The organism is Odoribacter lunatus (genome assembly GCF_943193135.1).
GTDB lineage: Bacteria > Bacteroidota > Bacteroidia > Bacteroidales > Marinifilaceae > Culturomica > Culturomica lunata.
Window position 1 is genome coordinate 22,859 of record NZ_CALPCZ010000006.1, and the last position, 16,128, is coordinate 38,986.

Here is a 16,128-nt window from a genome sequence, read left to right on the forward strand (position 1 = left end):
CCCCACGCTTAACCTATATATAACGTAAAGTGTATATATACGGCAAGCGAACGTTTGTACATTTTGCCTCGTGTAGTTGAAATTGTCCAGATTTCAGTTTCAAGGCAAAGCTAAACGCTTTAAAACAAAATATGTTGATCACGGCAGTTCTCTCTGCCACAACGGGACAAATATAAAGAAAAAAGATAGAAAAGTAAAAAGCGAAAAGAATCTAAATCAAGGAATTAAAATAAAGAATACCCTTATTCTCCGTCCCTGGATAGGCAGGAAAACGAAGAATAAAAGTATTTTCAGAAACAAGAACAGAATATTACTTTTTACCGGCAGGACTGACCAAGCCCACAAACCAAAGCAGGACAATGGCACCGAGTACCGAAGTAATAAGGCTTCCGATGATACCACCGGTGGAATAGAATCCGATAAGATTAAACAACCAACCGCCCAATACACCGCCGATGATACCGATAATAAGGTTAATCAAAATGCCGTAACCGCGTCCCCGCATAATTCTGCTTGCCACCCAACCGGCAATCAGTCCGATAAGTATGTACCAAATAAACATCATAACTGTAAAAATTTAATTCAACATAACTCCTGTTTAACTTATTTCCCCGGGAAATGGTTACAGTCAAACAGGCTATATACAATTTGCGTTTATTCCGGTTCTTTCCAGTCGCCACATTCCGCAATAAGGGATTTCAAAGCATCGATTGCCTCCTCTTCGGGCACAGCGGTCTTTACTCTCTGCTTGCCTTTGTACAGATTCACTTTCCCGTTGCCGGCACCTACATACCCATAGTCGGCATCCCCCATTTCACCCGGTCCATTGACTATACACCCCATTATCGCTATTTTCAATCGGGTCAAATGGGCAAAAGCCCGCTTCACTTTCGCCACGGCGTCTTCCAGATTATACAACGTGCGCCCGCAACCTGGACAACTGACAAACTCCGTTTTATACCGACGGACTCCCGCCGATTGCAAAATGTTCCGGCTTAATTCCAACGCCTGCTTCGCCTCTCCGATAAGTGTAATCCACAAGCCGTCCGCCCATTTATCCATAAAAATCCCCCCGACATGGGCGGCGATTTTCAGATGCACATTTTCTCTCACTGGTTCCTTGACCCGAATAATTACAGGACAAGCATATCCAAGCAGACGTATCATGCGGCGGTACGCATGATAATCCGTTTCTTGCGGCGAGAGCACAAAAGTAACCTCCCGCCCTTCCGAAGCCGCAAGCAAATCGGCATCTATCTGTTCTTCCCGGTTTACCTCCACAAAAATCCGTCCCTTCTCTCCGCATCCGGCACCCTTTTTAAATCCATCCGCAGGAATCAAAGGACAAACGGCAGCCCGATAGCGTCGGGCTTCCTCCCATTGCTCCCACGGCACAATAACCGTTACCCCGTCGGGCAGTACCCGCCATTTCGCATCGCCTGCCTCCGCAAAAATCATTTCGGGAGCAGCCTCTCCCACAAAGCAATCAGCTTCTCCCAACACATCACTATCCGCCACAATAAAAGGCTTTCCCGCCTTCCCCTCCTGCCAAGCGACACCCGCCTCAAAATCCGGACGACATAAAGCGACCAACTCTCTGGCTACAGGTATCTCCGCTTCCGGCGCCTCTGTCAGCGACACCCGTATCGTATCTCCGACACCTTCATTCAACAAACATCCGATACCCACCGCCGAGCGTATACGTCCGTCCTCCCCCTCGCCCGCCTCGGTAACCCCCAAATGCAACGGGTAATTCATTCCCTCCTTCTGCATCTGTTCCACCAACAAACGGACGGCCGTTATCATAATCCGGCAATCGCTGGATTTCAGAGAAATAACCACATCATTGAAATCCGTATCCCGGCACACCCGCAGGTATTCCATCGTCGCCTCCACCATACCGGCCGGCGTATTCCCGTAACGGCTCATTATCCGGTCAGAAAGAGAACCATGATTCGTACCGATGCGAACTGCCGTATGATATTGCCGGCAAATAGTCAGAAAATCGGTAAACTTACTTCTTAAATAAGCCAGCTCGGCCCGATACTCCTCTTCCGTATAAGTTAAATTTTGGAACGTAGCCCGCTTATCCACAAAATTCCCCGGATTAATCCGTACCTTTTCCACATACCGGGCAGCCACCGACGCCGCTTCGGGATTAAAGTGTATATCTGCGGAAAGCGGCGTTTCATAGCCCCGGCGGCGTAACTCTTCCCGTATATTCTTCAGATTCTCGGCCTCTTTCACCCCCTGGGCAGTTATCCGCACCAACTGTCCTCCCGCCTCAATAATCCGTATCGCTTGGTTCACACAAACCTCCGTATCCATTGTCGATGTATTCAGCATAGATTGCACAACCACGGGTTGTCCGGAAGAGATAACCGTATTTCCGACCCGTACCGATAAAGTTTTCCGGCGCATAATATTCCTTTTTAACAGTTTTCCCTCTTCTGCACATCTTTCCCCACTGTGCTGACAAAATTACAAAAAACTTGCGTTTGATTACAAGAACATCGTCATATACACGGGAATATAGTCTACCCCCTGTTCCCGTTTCAGGTCTTTGGTATAAATGACATATCTATTCTGCACCCGGTCGGAAAATTTCTCGCAAAAGGCATCCAACGATGTATGCGATTTGTAGCCGGAGGACTTCACCTCAATCGGCGACACCTTATGCCCATCCGATACCAAAAAATCTATTTCATAATATTTTTTCCCGTCCGCAAACGGAATCGTATGATAAAACAACTGTTTGCCTGCTGCCCGCAACATCTGGGCGACGACATTTTCATAAACATACCCCAAATTAGTGCTAAGTTTGTCATTCAGCAGTTTTTCATAAATGATGTTATCCGTGAAATCCTTGTCTTTGAAGGCCAGCGTAACAAACACTCCGGTATCGGATGTGTATATCTTAAAGCGCTCATTATCCATCGTAAGAGCCAGCCCGACATTCGGATCATTGGAATGATATGCCACATTAGCAGCCATACAATCATTCATCATTTTGACTACGCTTACAACCCGCTCTGCTCTTTCGCCGGGTATCGCCGCCGATATCTGATACCGCGAGGCATTCTTACTCAATTGTGCAGGTATGGCATCGTACAATGCGGCAGCCCTGCCCGTATTATCCAACTTCCCAAAATCCTCCCCGTACAACGAAACAATATCCCGTTTTATTAAATCAACCGCTCCGAGATTGTTCGTCTTTATATACTCTGCAACGGCTTGCGGCATACCTCCAACCAACATATACAAGCGAAAATCGCGCATCATTCTGCGATGAACGGTATCGCCTAACGGTACGCGTTTCTCAAATGCCGTACGCAACAACGGTATCGTGGCTGTATCACCCAAAGCCCAACGAAATTCCTCATAATCCATCGGGAACATATCGACTCGGGTCTCTTCACTTGGCAATAATAACGGCAAAGTCGATCAGAATGTAAGACTCATATTCATTCCGGGCGAACTCCTCCGCAAGCGTGGACTTGCCGATTCGTCTTGCCCCCTGTATAAGAATAGCCGATTCGCCGTTCCGCTCGTGCTTCCATTTGAGCAATCGGTCGTACATCTTGCGCTTAAACAACATTGCGTTCTTCCCCATATTCATTGACTTATAGTGCAAATATAATGCCTTTTACATTTTCCACCAATTTATTTTCGCTCATTTTGTCAATTTCCACTTATTTTATCATTATCAAAATGTCAATATCCACCAAATATTTTAATATTTACACGTCCATTTGATGATTACATATAGAGGTCGTTCTGAAACTTTCACCGCGGCGTTTACGTAAAATCCGGCTCACTATTTAATATTCGAGGCGATAAGACTGGTTATTGCGGGCATATGGACTCTTCTTATCCTGATTATGACTCCGGAAGAGAATCGTCCTGTCAGGGTCTGCGGTTTTGCGAAGGCAACGGATATTCTCCTGAAAATTTTTCCCGAAGAATTGTATCCCTGGCTCCACTTCCACGAACAGGTGAACATTCCGCTGCTCGGGAAATAACCTGCGTCTTTGTTTTTTCATTACATTTGAGGCCGCAATATTTTTCGGCATGACGACAAAAATAAACAAGACCAACGCGGCGCGCCTTTTGGACAAAGCGGCGATTCCGTACGAACTCATTCCTTACGAAGTGGACGAAAACGACCTGGCTGCCACCCATGTCGCTGAACAACTGGGAGAAGACATCCGCTGCGTATTCAAAACGTTGGTATTGCATGGAGACAAAACCGGGTATTTTATCTGCGTCATTCCCGGCGACCGGGAAGTGGACCTGAAACTGGCGGCCAAAGTCTCCGGCAATAAAAAGGCGGACCTAATCCCCATGAAAGAATTGCTCCCCGTCACCGGTTACATCCGGGGCGGCTGCTCACCGATCGGCATGAAAAAGAACTTCCCGACCTTCATTCACGAAACCTGCGCTGATTTCCCGCATATTTTCATCAGCGCCGGCATCCGGGGCCTGCAAATCAAAATCGCCCCCGACGCCCTCATCCGCTACACCTCCGCCCGTCCCTGCCGGCTGTTTTAGATTACCTCCACATTCGGTTACATAGGCAGACATCCTCGTTTACCCATCAATCGTCATTCTCCTGTTTGAGCTGAGCGGCCTTCTTCTCGGCCAGTATCTGCTGGGCATTTATCGGCGAGATAACCGAGTGTCCCAACTGGTTTTCCAATTGCTTGCGAGCTACCTTTGCCACACTGCCACCGCTCCTGGCAACACGCTTGCTTTGATCCAGTCCACGCGGTTGCTGCTGCCTGGATATTTCCGTAGTGGCAGCTCTTTGCGCACCTCGATGCTTTTCAGACGCTGGTTAATCCACTGCTCCGAATAGCCTAACCGTTTGTAGTCGGTCATTGCCTGCTGAATCGAGAGTTCAGGGTCTTGCATCTGGTCAATACGGTCGCTTGCCACCTGTGCCATCCACAGCTTGAACGGCTCGGCTTTGGGCGAGGGAATCGACTGAATCAGGCGGAACAACTGCTCAGTGTCAGCCACATCGGTCATACGCATCTTGCCGTCGGCAGCCTGCATCTTGAAAGCGTGACAATTTGTCACGGTTTCATTTCCTTCGGCTTTGAGGCGTTGTTTCAGTTTACGCCAATAGGCTGGGGCATCTACGCTGTCGGTCAGAACTCCGACAACATCAATCACTGAGAAATACCACTTCTCAGCCTCGTCATCCCACACGGTACGCACCTTGCGTTGCTCGAATATCTGTATGGACTGTTTCTGCGTCATCTTATATACTTTTATACAAAGATAAGAATTATAGACTCTTTATCCAAGCATACTTTAGGTGTGAATCGGCGAAATGGCAAAACAAATCAGGGGGAGTTGCACTCCCCCTGTCCCTTTCAATCACACAAACTCTACAAACCGGTCAGAAATTCATCAATCACCGGATGCCAGTTATCCCATGAAAAACCGATTGACGGATGCTGTATGGGCAATATATCCACTTTCTTGCCGTCACTCAACACATAGGTAATCGTTTCTATGTCCTCCCATTCGGCGTGTATCGTCCGACCTTTCTGCCCATGAGAGCGGAGAGCGTCGCGCAACAGATTGCCCCAGGCAATCACGCCGTCCGGACGATACGTCTCCAATAAGTTCAGGAAAGAGGGGTAAGACGCGATATACTGTCCCACTGTAGCCTGCTGACGAGGTTGCTCAAGGGGTTCCTGTATATAATTGCAGAAGAGGATGGAATTCCAGAATTCCACTCTCTCCTCCTGCGAAAGCTCACGTCCCGCCACCGCACGCTCGAATTTGGTGTACGTATTCATCCATCCTTCCCGCTCCGCCTCCGGATTCAGGAAAGCGTTTACCACATCGATGGTGATATTCTCCGTATAATCCTCCGGACGGGCAACATAATGACTATCCCCCAACGCTATGATTTTCTTGCCGCGGAATCCCTGCTCATACTGCTTGCCAACCCAGGGTTTCGCCATAATTTGTTCCATTCCTTCTGTTTTCATTTCATTTAAAATTTTAATTGTTAGATATAGTTATTTAGAACACTCTCCATTTAATATTTGCTCTTGGGTAGGGTTATATTTATTGCCGCTGACCTCATAAGTACCGTTAAAAGTTTGTAACGCATTTTTCAAAGCACAATAATTAGATAAACCCAGGCAATCTTCTATATTTACACCACCCAATATACTACCACCATTATTTATCTCTTTTAAATTGTCTAAGCCTACCAACGAGGTTAAGGCTGCACAACCGCGGATGGACAAACCTATTCCGACACTACTCAAATTGTCTAAGCTGCTCAACGAACTTAAGGCTACACAATTTTTGATCTCCAAAAAATTTCCGACACTACTCAAATTGTCTAAGCCGCTCAACGAACTTAAGGATGCACAATTGTAGATGAGCAAATTTCCGCTGACACTACTCAAATTGTCTAAGCCGCTCAACGAGCTTAAGGCTCCACAATCACCGATGGTCAAACTGTTGAGACTACTCAAATTTTCTAAGCCGCTCAACGAACTTAAGGCCATACAATTTTTGATGGATAAACCTCCGACACTATTCAAATTTTCTAAGCCGCTCAACGAGCTTAAGGCTCCACAATCGCTGATGGATAACCCTCCTCTACTCAAATTTTCTAAGCCGCTCAACGAGCTTAAGGATGCACAATTGTTGATGTACAAAGTCAGTCTAACATTACTCAATTTTTCTAAGCCGCTTAACGAGGTTAAGGCTGCACAATTGTTAATGTACAAACACCCTCCGACAATACTCAAATTTTCTAAGCCGCTCAACGAGCTTAAGGCTCCACAATAGCTGATGGTCAAATTTCCGACACTACTCAAATTGTCTAAGCCGCTCAACGAGGTTAATGCACTACAATAGGAGATAGACAATTCTCTGACACTACTCAAATTGTCTAAGCCACTCAACGAGGTTAAGGCTCCACAATAGCTGATGGTCAAAGTTCCGACACTACTCAAATTGTCTAAGCCGCTCAACGAGGTTAATGCACTACAATAGGAGATAGACAATTCTCTGACACTACTCAATTTTTCTAAACCTTTCAAAGTAGTCAAACTGGAACAATCAAGTCTCAGTGAACCGTCTATCTCAACAAGGTTGTTATTCAATTCCTGCAAAGTCTTTAATTCCTGTCCTGTTACGCTCACATTTCCGATAATTTTGGTATATTTGGAAAAATCTGCCAGGTCTTGCTTTGCTGACAACACAACATCACCGACATAGACACATCCCTCTTGCGTGATATAAACGGTAACTGTCTGCTCGCTATTTTTGTCCCGCACGATGATTTCCCCTCTACGGGCATCCACACCGTCGTATCTCGAAATGCGGAATCCTATTGTACTCGTGACCAAACCTCTGGTTGAGGGTATCTGCTGTATCCAACTCTGATCTTCCTGCGAAATAACAACCTCGTAATCCACATTGCTTTTTACCTCCACAGAAATATCTCCCCCTTCCATAGGTATTGTAAATTGTCTTTCAGATAAAAGAAGCACGCTTCCCGAATTCTGGATAACATGCAATGTGTCACTTAACTCTTTGCCCCGTGCCTTCACCACCACTTTCGCTTCGCGACTTTCGTAGTTACCATTTGCACCGATGTTAAAACGAATTTCATTCTCTCCGCCATTTACCCGGCTAATCCAGGTTGTTGCTTCTGCGGGAATAATCACGTCGTACTCCACATTCGCACTAACCGCGACACCAATCGTTCCTCCGGCAGCCGCCACCTCCACTTTCCGGAGGGTTAAAGTTAGATAAGGAACTTCCGGATTTTGTCCCTCTGAAGTACCTTTTTGAATCTGTAGAGTAATCAGTTTATTATTATATGTCCATTCTTTTGATTGATATTGAGGCATATTATTTTCATCAAACCAAGCCGTAAGCAGGAAAATCTCCCCATTGCCAGGATTGCTCCAACACTTCAATTCTGCTAATTCGGTGTTCTTGCTGACATTCAAGGTCGTTAATTGATTATCTGTACAAGCCAACGCCTTTAGTTTCGTGTTTTCCTCCACATTTAAAGTCGTTAATTGATTGCTACTGCAACACAACTTCGTCAACTCTGTATTTTTAGTCACATCCAAAGTCTGGAGTTTATTAACGTCGCAATTCAGTTCCACCAACGCCACATTCTTGCTTACATCCAAATTTGCAAGTTTGTTACTCCAGCAAATCAAGTGTGTCAATTTCATATTTTTACTCACATCCAAAACCGAGATTTCATTTTGAATACACTCTAATTTTGTCAATGCAGTAAAATATTCTATTCCCATCAGAGATGTTAATTGAGCTCCATTGACATTAACCTCCGTTATTTTATTTACTTCCCCACTTGTAATGTGCTTGGCATCCTCGACATACCCTTTTTCTTGCAACACCTGGGCAAATTTCGGATCGAACTTGTCCGTGATGTCCGTATTTTCATCGATACCCTGCATCACAGTCAGGCGCTGCTTTTTGTCGCCAAAATCGATATCTATGAATGCCTGCCGCAATGTTGATGTCGCATTTTGTGTCGCGGTTATGGTCAATCTCACCACACCTGCCTCTCCACTCTTCGCAGAGAGCGACAACCATCCGGAAATATCTCCATCATAACTTACGGAAGCCTGCCAAGCATCAGGAACAGCAAATTCTATGGTTTCAGAATCAGCCTCGCAATCCAGTAAATATTCGGTCTTCGGGAAGTTGCCGGTGGAAGCTATCGACTCTTGTTTCGCCTGCCGGACATGCAGCGTATCGGTCAGTTCGCCGTCCTGCTCCTTGATGATGACCACGGCGGAGCGGGCTGCGTCGCCCTCGTTTCCGTCAATGGAGAAATAGAGTTTGTCCGTGCGGAGAGCACGGGTGGAAAGATGGGATACCCACGTATTCACGCTGTCGGGAACGATGACTTCGTAGTCGATGTTGGTTTTCAGTTCCACAGTGATTTCCTGTGCCGCAGCAGAAAGGTTATACGTATCTTCGGAAAGAATCAGGTAACTTTCCCCCGCATTTCCGGACTGGTAAACATAAGCCGTGTCTTTCTTCGAACCGCCGGAGAAGACGATGTAGCCCTCGCGTTTTTGGCTGTCCTCGTTGGGCGAAACGGTGTAACGGAAAGACTGCGAGGTCATCGTTCTGGTGTCGGGAGCCTTTTTTATCCACGCCTGGAAAGCGGACGGAATCATGGAAGTGCATTCGACACTCGCCTGCAACGTCACGGTAAGGTCGCCTCCCTCGGCAGCCACCTCGAACTTGTCTTTGGCCAGCGTGAGGGCATTGACGCCTTTCTGGGTGACGGCAAGCACCTTGCTCTGCGAACCGCAGCGGACAGTGAGGTTCACATTGCGGTCGGACGTGAGCGTGGAGGCTTCCACCGTCACTCTCACCGGCAGCTGTCCCGATCCGGTGGTCACACTCGGCTGACACCACTCATTGCCGCCCGTCAGTGTCCATACACCGGAACCATTGACGGTAAACTCTTTCCAGCCGCCCGAGGCATCAAAAACAAGGTCTTCGGTCGAAAGGCTCAACGTCGTGCCTGCCGGATTATCCGGATTGTTCGGGTCATAAGGTTTATCAATATCCTCATGTTTACTGCAACTCAACAGGGCACACACCAGTGCCGCCAGAATAAAAAACGATTTTCTCATAGCTATTACTTTTAAAATCAAACAATTCTTGATTTAGCTACCTGAAATTCCCCAAAGGCAAGTCTATAACATACGAAAAGCGTGGGAATTTTTCCGTTCTATCGAACTTGAGGGTCTAGACTCCCTTATACTCAGATAAAACGACACCCCACGCTAACCCGCATATAGCTTAGAAAAGTATATATGGAAAGCATGAGCGTTTGTACCGCAATCCTTTGAGTATATGAAATTGTCTAGATTTCAAGTTCAGGATAAAGCAGAAACGCTTTCAAATAAAAAAAATATGTCCGTCCGTGCGGATACACCGCACAAGACTTGACAAATATAGTTTTTTTTTGTTTTTTATACAAACTGCCGGCCTGAACACCGTCTGTTTGTATATTGTCAGATGAAAATAAAAACTATATCTTTACGCATCCAATACAAAACGCAAAAACATGGAAAACAAACTGACGATATATAACACCATGAGCCGCCGGAAAGAAGAGTTTCAACCCCTGAATCCTCCTTTCGTAGGCCTCTATGTCTGCGGACCGACCGTTTACGGAGACGCCCACCTGGGACACGCGCGTCCGGCCATCACATTCGACGTACTTTTCAGATATCTGCAATACCTGGGATACAAAGTCAGATACATCCGCAATATCACGGACGTCGGGCATCTGACCAACGACAGCGATGACGGGGAAGACAAAATCGAAAAAAAGGCGAAGCTGGACCGGCTGGAACCGATGGAAATCGTTCAGTTCTACACCAACCGCTACCATAAAAACATGGAGCAGCTCAACACGCTTAGCCCAAGCATCGAGCCCCACGCGTCCGGTCATATCATCGAACAGCAGGAACTCATCAAAAAGATATTGGAAAACGGTTTCGCTTACGAAAGCGACGGAAGCGTCTACTTCGACGTAGAAGCCTACAACAAGAAATACCCGTACGGCAAACTCTCCGGCCGCAAGATCGAGGAACTGTTTGCCAACACCCGCCAGCTGGACGGACAGAGTGAAAAAAAGAATCCTTTCGACTTCGCCCTCTGGAAAAAAGCTTCGCCGGAACACATCATGCGCTGGCCGTCTCCGTGGAGCGACGGATTCCCCGGCTGGCATCTGGAATGCTCCTGCATGAGCCAGAAATATTTAGGCGACGTCTTCGACATCCACGGTGGCGGGCTGGATTTACAGTTCCCGCACCACGAATGCGAAATCGCCCAGAGCACGGCGGCTTACGGCCACGAAGCCGTACGCTACTGGATGCATAACAACATGATTACCATCAACGGACAGAAGATGGGCAAATCATTGGGCAATTTCATCACCCTCGACCAACTATTCTCCGGTGAAAACGACGTATTGGAACAACCTTACTCCCCGATGACCGTCAGATTCTTCATTCTCCAGGCTCATTACCGCAGTCCGCTCGACTTCTCAAACGAAGCCCTGCAAGCCGCCGAAAAAGGTTACGAACGTCTGATGGCAGCCATAGACGTATTGCAACACCTGAAACCAAGCGACAAAAACTCAGTGAACGTAGACGAACTAACCGCCAAATGTTTTCAGGCTCTAAACGACGACTTGAACACACCGATTCTCATCTCACACCTCTTCGACGGAGTACGCACAATTAATTCCATCGCTGCGGGGAACGCACAGATAGATACCGCCAATTTAGAAAAACTGCGAAAATTGTATAACGACTTCGTCTTCACCATTCTCGGTTTGAAAAAAGAAGGCGAATCGGCAGGAAAAGAACATGAAGTATTAGGCAAAGTCCTCGACATGGTCATGAGTATCCGGACAGAAGCCAAACAAAAGAAAGACTGGGCGACCTCCGACAAAATACGGGACGAACTGAAAAACGCAGGAGTAAACGTAAAAGACACGAAAGACGGTTATGAATGGTCAGTTGAATAAAAAAAACACATTCATGTTTCGTATGACATCTTATCTCTGTTATTTATTAGGTAGCCTGTTACTTCTTTCATGCAACAGCCACCCGGGAGCTTCGCAAAAAGAAACGGCAACCGTGACTCCCGCACCCTCCCCGAAAACCGATACGAAATACGTAAACGGCATACAACTTACATCCCCTGCACGGGATGCCATACTCAAATACAACGACCTTTTAAAAATCACATTCGATACGAAAAAAGGGCTCCCTGTAGACTCCGTTGAAATCTTCTGGAACAACCGGAAAATAACAACCATCCGGAACGGAAAAGAATACCAGATCCGTGTTCCGTCCACCCAAATAGGAAGAAACAACTTGAAACTAATGGCATTTCATCCGGGAGAAAAACGCAGCCTAAGCAGTGTGACAGTTACGGTCAAACCGGACAAAGCACCCGAAAAATTGCAATATAAAATCGTCAAAACCTATCCCCACGACACCAAAGCATACACACAGGGACTGGTTTATCAAGACGGAATACTATACGAAAGCACCGGACAATACGGAGAATCGGGAATCCGCAAACAAGAAATGAACAGCGGAAAAATACTTTCCGCCTTAAGCATCGACAACAAACTCTTCGGAGAAGGCATCGCCCTGTGCAACGGTAAAATATACCAATTGACGTGGACCTCCGGCAAAGGCTTCATCTACGACCTCCGGACATTCGCCCTGGAATCGACATTCACCTACAACACGCAAGGCTGGGGGCTTACAACCAAAGAAAACACGCTCATAATGAGCGACGGAAGCAACAAACTGTACCACATCGCCCCCTCCTCCTTCAACGTCATAAAAGAAATAGAAGTATACGACCACAACGGCCCCGTAAAAAACCTCAACGAACTGGAATACATCAACGGACTAATCTGGGCCAACGTATGGATGCAAGACCGCATCGTCATAATTGACCCCGAATCGGGCGAAGTAAAACAGGAATTAAACCTAAGCGGTATATTATCCCCGGCGGAACGACGCCAACTGAACGACAGCGACGACGTACTAAACGGTATCGCCTGGAATCCGGAAAAAGGAACAGTATACGTTACCGGCAAAAGATGGCCTAAATTATTTGAAATACAAACTTACACGCATGATTGACGTTAAAATTGAAGAATCGTGGAAAGAACTGCTGAAAGAAGAATTTGAAAAGCCTTACTTTGCAGAACTAATCTCCTTCGTAAAAAACGAATACAAAAGCAACCGCATATTTCCTCCCGGCAAACTCATTTTCAACGCCTTCGACCGCTGTCCGGTCAGCAAAACCAAAGTCGTCATACTCGGGCAAGACCCGTATCACGGACTCGGACAAGCGCATGGATTGTGTTTTTCAGTACCGGCAGGCATCGAACAACCGCCCTCCTTACAAAACATCTTCAAAGAAATCCATGACGACTTGGGAAAACCGATTCCTGCATCCGGCAACCTGGAACGCTGGGCAGACCAAGGAGTACTGCTTCTCAACGCAACCCTAACGGTAAGGGCCCATTGCGCCGGCTCCCATCAAAACAAAGGCTGGGAAACATTCACCGATGCCGTCATCCAACGGCTCACCCAAACAAAACACAACCTCGTCTTCCTGTTATGGGGTTCCTACGCCCAACGCAAAGGCGCCTTCATAGACACCAATTGCAACCTGGTCTTAAAATGCGTACATCCCTCACCCCTTTCCGCCAACCGGGGAGGATGGTTCGGCAACCACCAGTTCAGCCGGGCAAATCAATACTTAAAAGAACACGGAATAGAGGAAATCGACTGGTAAGTTTCCTATTTTATATTTTTATTTCTACTTTTGAGGCAGATTCTGTAAATTTTAAAAAATATACTATGGTAAATTACAAAGATTTAGGGCTGGTAAACAGCCGTGACATGTTCAAAAAAGCAATGGAAGGCAAATATGCCATCGCCGCTTTTAACTTCAACAACATGGAACAAATGCAGGCAATCATTCAGGCTGCCGTAGAATGCAAATCACCGGTAATCCTTCAGGTATCCAGCGGTGCCCGCAAGTATGCCAACCAAACCCTTTTGCGCTACATGGCTCAAGGAGCTGTCGAATACGCAAAAGAATTGGGATTGAACATTCCTATCGTACTCCACTTGGACCACGGTGATTCGTTTGAACTCTGCAAGAGCTGTATCGACATGGGCTTCTCTTCAGTTATGATTGACGGTTCCCATCTGCCTTACGACGAAAACGTAGCTCTCACCAAAAAAGTTGTGGAATACGCTCACAAATTCGACGTAACCGTAGAAGGTGAATTAGGCGTACTGGCCGGAGTAGAAGACGAAGTATCCGCAGAACACCACACATACACCCGTCCGGAAGAAGTAGAAGACTTCGTAAGCAAAACGGGCGTAGACTCACTGGCAATTTCCATCGGAACTTCTCACGGAGCCAACAAATTCAAACCGGAACAATGTACCCGCAACGCTGACGGCATCTTAGTTCCTCCCCCCTTGCGTTTCGACATCCTGAAAGAAGTAGAAAAACGCATCCCGGGCTTCCCGATTGTACTGCACGGTTCTTCTTCCGTACCCCAGGACAAAGTTGCCATCATCAACAAATACGGCGGTGCATTGAAAGATGCCATCGGAATTCCGGAAGACCAATTGCGTGAAGCAGCCAAATCCGCTGTTTGTAAAATCAACATCGACTCTGACGGTCGTTTGGCCATGACCGCAGCCGTAAGAGAAATCTTTGCCACCAAACCGGCAGAATTCGACCCGAGAAAGTATCTGGGACCGGCTCGCGACTCCTTGAAAGAACTTTACAAACACAAATTAGTGAATGTATTAGGAAGTGCAAACACGGTAAAATAACAAATCCGTATAAAAAAAACACCGGCGCTTGCCGGTGTTTTTTTATTTTGCCATCTTTCGTTCACTCTCCAACAAAGGCCAATTCGGGTCATACACATGCGCCCTCTCCATAATCGCCTTCAACTCTTCCACCCTTTTCGGTTCGGAAGCCAACAAATCAGTCGTTTCGGAAGGATCTGCCACCAAATTATACAACTCATACACCGACTTATCTCCCCGGGAAACATTCAGACGAATCAACTTCCAATCCCCTTTTCTCACAGCCTGGCGACCTCCCGCCTCCTGAAACTCAAAATAAAAATACTCATGCTCCTTCTGTTTCCCCTTGCCGGTCAATAAAGGCATCAGACTTATTCCATCAACAGAAGCCTGCGCCTTATTGCCTGTCATCTGTGCAAACGTCGGCAACATATCCCAGAAAGAACACATAAAATCAGTCCTCCCCTGCTTTACCACTCCCGGCCAGACAGCAATAAACGGCACCCGGATTCCGCCCTCGTACACATCCCTCTTATACCCGCGGAAAATACCATTGCTGTTAAAAAAATCGGGGTCTGCACCCCCTTCCAGATGCGGCCCGTTATCACTGGTAAAAATAACAATCGTATTCTCATCCAAACCCAACTCCTTCAATTTTGCCACCACTTGCCCCACATACACATCCAACCGGTAAATCATCGCGGCAAACGTCGCGTGAGGTTCGGGCTGCGAGCAATATCCCCCCTTCCGGAAATACTCACAATTCTCATCACACCCTTTAAAAGGCGTTTCCGGATACATCCCCCGGAACTTCTGTATAATACTGTCCTCCGGCACAATCAACTCGGCATGAGGAATCACATAAGGAAGAAACAGAAAGAAAGGCTTATCCTTATTATTATCCAAAAATCTCAACGCCATTTGCTGAATCGTATCCTGGGTATAAACTCCATATCCGCCGTTGTGATTTCCCGTCAATTCCACCCTCTTGTCATTGTGCCACAAATGGTCGGCATAATAATTGTGTGCCAGCAACTGGCAATTATAACCGAAAAACTCATCCACCCCCTGCTGGTTGGGGTCACCTACCGTCCCCGGAGCACCCAATCCCCACTTACCGAAAGCACCCGTTGTATATCCGGCACGCTTAAACACCTGGAATATCGATTCCATATTCTGCGGCAGAGACATCTGCCCTTCCGGCTGTACCTCTTTATTTCCCCGAATAGGAGCATGGCCTGAATGCAAGCCCGAAAGCAGGCAAGCCCGCGACGGAGCACTCACCGTCGTACCCGAATAACACTGTGTAAAGAGCAATCCCTGTTCCGCCAGCCGGTCGATATTGGGGGTCTGGAACTTCTGCTGTCCGTAGCAACTCACATCGCCATATCCCAAGTCATCGGCGATAATAAAAACGACATTCGGCACTTTCTTCGTCGGTTTAGTAGCATCAGCCTGCCCGTAAAAACATAATCCGGAAGCCAATCCGGAAAGTAACAAACCTTTATTCATAATTTATTTTCTAAATTTTATACAAGGATAGCAAAAACATTCACAAATACCAAATACGCAAATAAACTATAAAAATTACGGATAAAATCTGATATAAATACGAATTAACTACGTATAAAAGCTTATTAAAACCCTATTAAAAGCTTATTAAAAGCTTATTTAAAATAAGCTTTTAATAATATCTTAACTATGC

Annotated in this window: 11 protein-coding genes and 2 pseudogenes; 5 read left to right on the forward strand and 8 right to left on the reverse strand. The window is 46.6% G+C overall.

Annotated features, from left to right (window positions below; genetic code table 11):
* Positions 1-310: 310 nt before the first annotated feature.
* The 4 genes and pseudogenes from NFR61_RS04030 to NFR61_RS04045 form a co-directional block, all read right to left on the reverse strand.
* Positions 311-565 carry a GlsB/YeaQ/YmgE family stress response membrane protein gene (locus tag NFR61_RS04030; RefSeq protein ID WP_251620851.1) on the reverse strand — a complete coding sequence of 85 codons (255 nt, stop codon included), beginning with the start codon at positions 563-565 and terminating at the stop codon, positions 311-313.
* An 89-nt stretch (positions 566-654) separates the two neighbouring features.
* Positions 655-2,421: a (E)-4-hydroxy-3-methylbut-2-enyl-diphosphate synthase gene (gene ispG, locus NFR61_RS04035; RefSeq protein WP_251620852.1), complete on the reverse strand. Its 1,767-nt coding sequence runs from the start codon at positions 2,419-2,421 to the stop codon at positions 655-657.
* Positions 2,422-2,502: 81 nt separating this feature from the next.
* Positions 2,503-3,613: pseudogene (locus NFR61_RS04040) on the reverse strand (ATP-binding protein).
* A gap of 208 nt (positions 3,614-3,821) precedes the next feature.
* Positions 3,822-4,043, reverse strand: a complete 222-nt coding sequence (locus tag NFR61_RS04045) for a hypothetical protein (RefSeq protein ID WP_251620854.1) — start codon at positions 4,041-4,043, stop codon at positions 3,822-3,824.
* 28 nt (positions 4,044-4,071) lie between these two features.
* On the opposite strand from NFR61_RS04045, the gene ybaK reads away from it, so the two are divergent.
* Positions 4,072-4,551, forward strand: a complete 480-nt coding sequence (ybaK, locus tag NFR61_RS04050) for a Cys-tRNA(Pro) deacylase (RefSeq protein WP_251620856.1) — start codon at positions 4,072-4,074, stop codon at positions 4,549-4,551.
* Between the two features lie 46 nt (positions 4,552-4,597).
* Here the strand turns inward: ybaK and NFR61_RS04055 are convergent.
* The 3 genes and pseudogenes from NFR61_RS04055 to NFR61_RS04065 all read right to left on the reverse strand — a co-directional run bounded on the left by NFR61_RS04055 (position 4,598) and on the right by NFR61_RS04065 (position 9,674).
* A pseudogene (locus NFR61_RS04055) lies at positions 4,598-5,265 on the reverse strand (BRO-N domain-containing protein).
* A 131-nt stretch (positions 5,266-5,396) separates the two neighbouring features.
* A complete protein-coding gene (locus NFR61_RS04060) occupies positions 5,397-6,008 on the reverse strand; it encodes a hypothetical protein (protein ID WP_251620859.1) in 612 nt (203 codons plus the stop codon).
* Positions 6,009-6,038: 30 nt separating this feature from the next.
* On the reverse strand, positions 6,039-9,674 hold the full coding sequence (locus NFR61_RS04065) for a BACON domain-containing protein (protein WP_251620861.1): 3,636 nt from the start codon (positions 9,672-9,674) through the stop codon (positions 6,039-6,041).
* A 437-nt stretch (positions 9,675-10,111) separates the two neighbouring features.
* On the opposite strand from NFR61_RS04065, the gene cysS reads away from it, so the two are divergent.
* The 4 genes from cysS to NFR61_RS04085 all read left to right on the forward strand — a co-directional run bounded on the left by cysS (position 10,112) and on the right by NFR61_RS04085 (position 14,444).
* A complete protein-coding gene (gene cysS / locus NFR61_RS04070; protein ID WP_251620863.1) occupies positions 10,112-11,584 on the forward strand; it encodes a cysteine--tRNA ligase in 1,473 nt (490 codons plus the stop codon).
* Between the two features lie 13 nt (positions 11,585-11,597).
* On the forward strand, positions 11,598-12,722 hold the full coding sequence (locus NFR61_RS04075; protein ID WP_251620865.1) for a glutaminyl-peptide cyclotransferase: 1,125 nt from the start codon (positions 11,598-11,600) through the stop codon (positions 12,720-12,722).
* The gene (gene ung / locus NFR61_RS04080; RefSeq protein WP_251621005.1) at positions 12,718-13,383 is read left to right on the forward strand and encodes a uracil-DNA glycosylase; all 666 of its coding nucleotides are present in this window, start codon (positions 12,718-12,720) and stop codon (positions 13,381-13,383) included. The genes NFR61_RS04075 and ung overlap by 5 nt, the downstream gene beginning before the upstream one ends.
* Positions 13,384-13,448: 65 nt before the next feature.
* Positions 13,449-14,444 (forward strand): class II fructose-bisphosphate aldolase, encoded by a 996-nt coding sequence (locus tag NFR61_RS04085; protein ID WP_251620867.1) that lies wholly within the window; start codon positions 13,449-13,451, stop codon positions 14,442-14,444.
* 42 nt (positions 14,445-14,486) lie between these two features.
* Here the strand turns inward: NFR61_RS04085 and NFR61_RS04090 are convergent, their stop codons facing one another.
* Positions 14,487-15,935 (reverse strand): arylsulfatase, encoded by a 1,449-nt coding sequence (locus NFR61_RS04090; RefSeq protein ID WP_251620869.1) that lies wholly within the window; start codon positions 15,933-15,935, stop codon positions 14,487-14,489.
* Positions 15,936-16,128: the final 193 nt, after the last annotated feature.

What these genes read in the sequence shown, in the direction of transcription:
- NFR61_RS04030 (WP_251620851.1), bottom strand. Translation starts at nt 565, where the DNA reads ATGATGTTTATTTGGTACATACTTATCGGACTGATTGCCGGTTGGGTG.
- ispG (WP_251620852.1), bottom strand. Translation starts at nt 2,421, where the DNA reads ATGCGCCGGAAAACTTTATCGGTACGGGTCGGAAATACGGTTATCTCT.
- NFR61_RS04045 (WP_251620854.1), bottom strand. Translation starts at nt 4,043, where the DNA reads ATGAAAAAACAAAGACGCAGGTTATTTCCCGAGCAGCGGAATGTTCAC.
- ybaK (WP_251620856.1), top strand. Translation starts at nt 4,072, where the DNA reads ATGACGACAAAAATAAACAAGACCAACGCGGCGCGCCTTTTGGACAAA.
- NFR61_RS04060 (WP_251620859.1), bottom strand. Translation starts at nt 6,008, where the DNA reads ATGAAAACAGAAGGAATGGAACAAATTATGGCGAAACCCTGGGTTGGC.
- NFR61_RS04065 (WP_251620861.1), bottom strand. Translation starts at nt 9,674, where the DNA reads ATGAGAAAATCGTTTTTTATTCTGGCGGCACTGGTGTGTGCCCTGTTG.
- cysS (WP_251620863.1), top strand. Translation starts at nt 10,112, where the DNA reads ATGGAAAACAAACTGACGATATATAACACCATGAGCCGCCGGAAAGAA.
- NFR61_RS04075 (WP_251620865.1), top strand. Translation starts at nt 11,598, where the DNA reads ATGTTTCGTATGACATCTTATCTCTGTTATTTATTAGGTAGCCTGTTA.
- NFR61_RS04085 (WP_251620867.1), top strand. Translation starts at nt 13,449, where the DNA reads ATGGTAAATTACAAAGATTTAGGGCTGGTAAACAGCCGTGACATGTTC.
- NFR61_RS04090 (WP_251620869.1), bottom strand. Translation starts at nt 15,935, where the DNA reads ATGAATAAAGGTTTGTTACTTTCCGGATTGGCTTCCGGATTATGTTTT.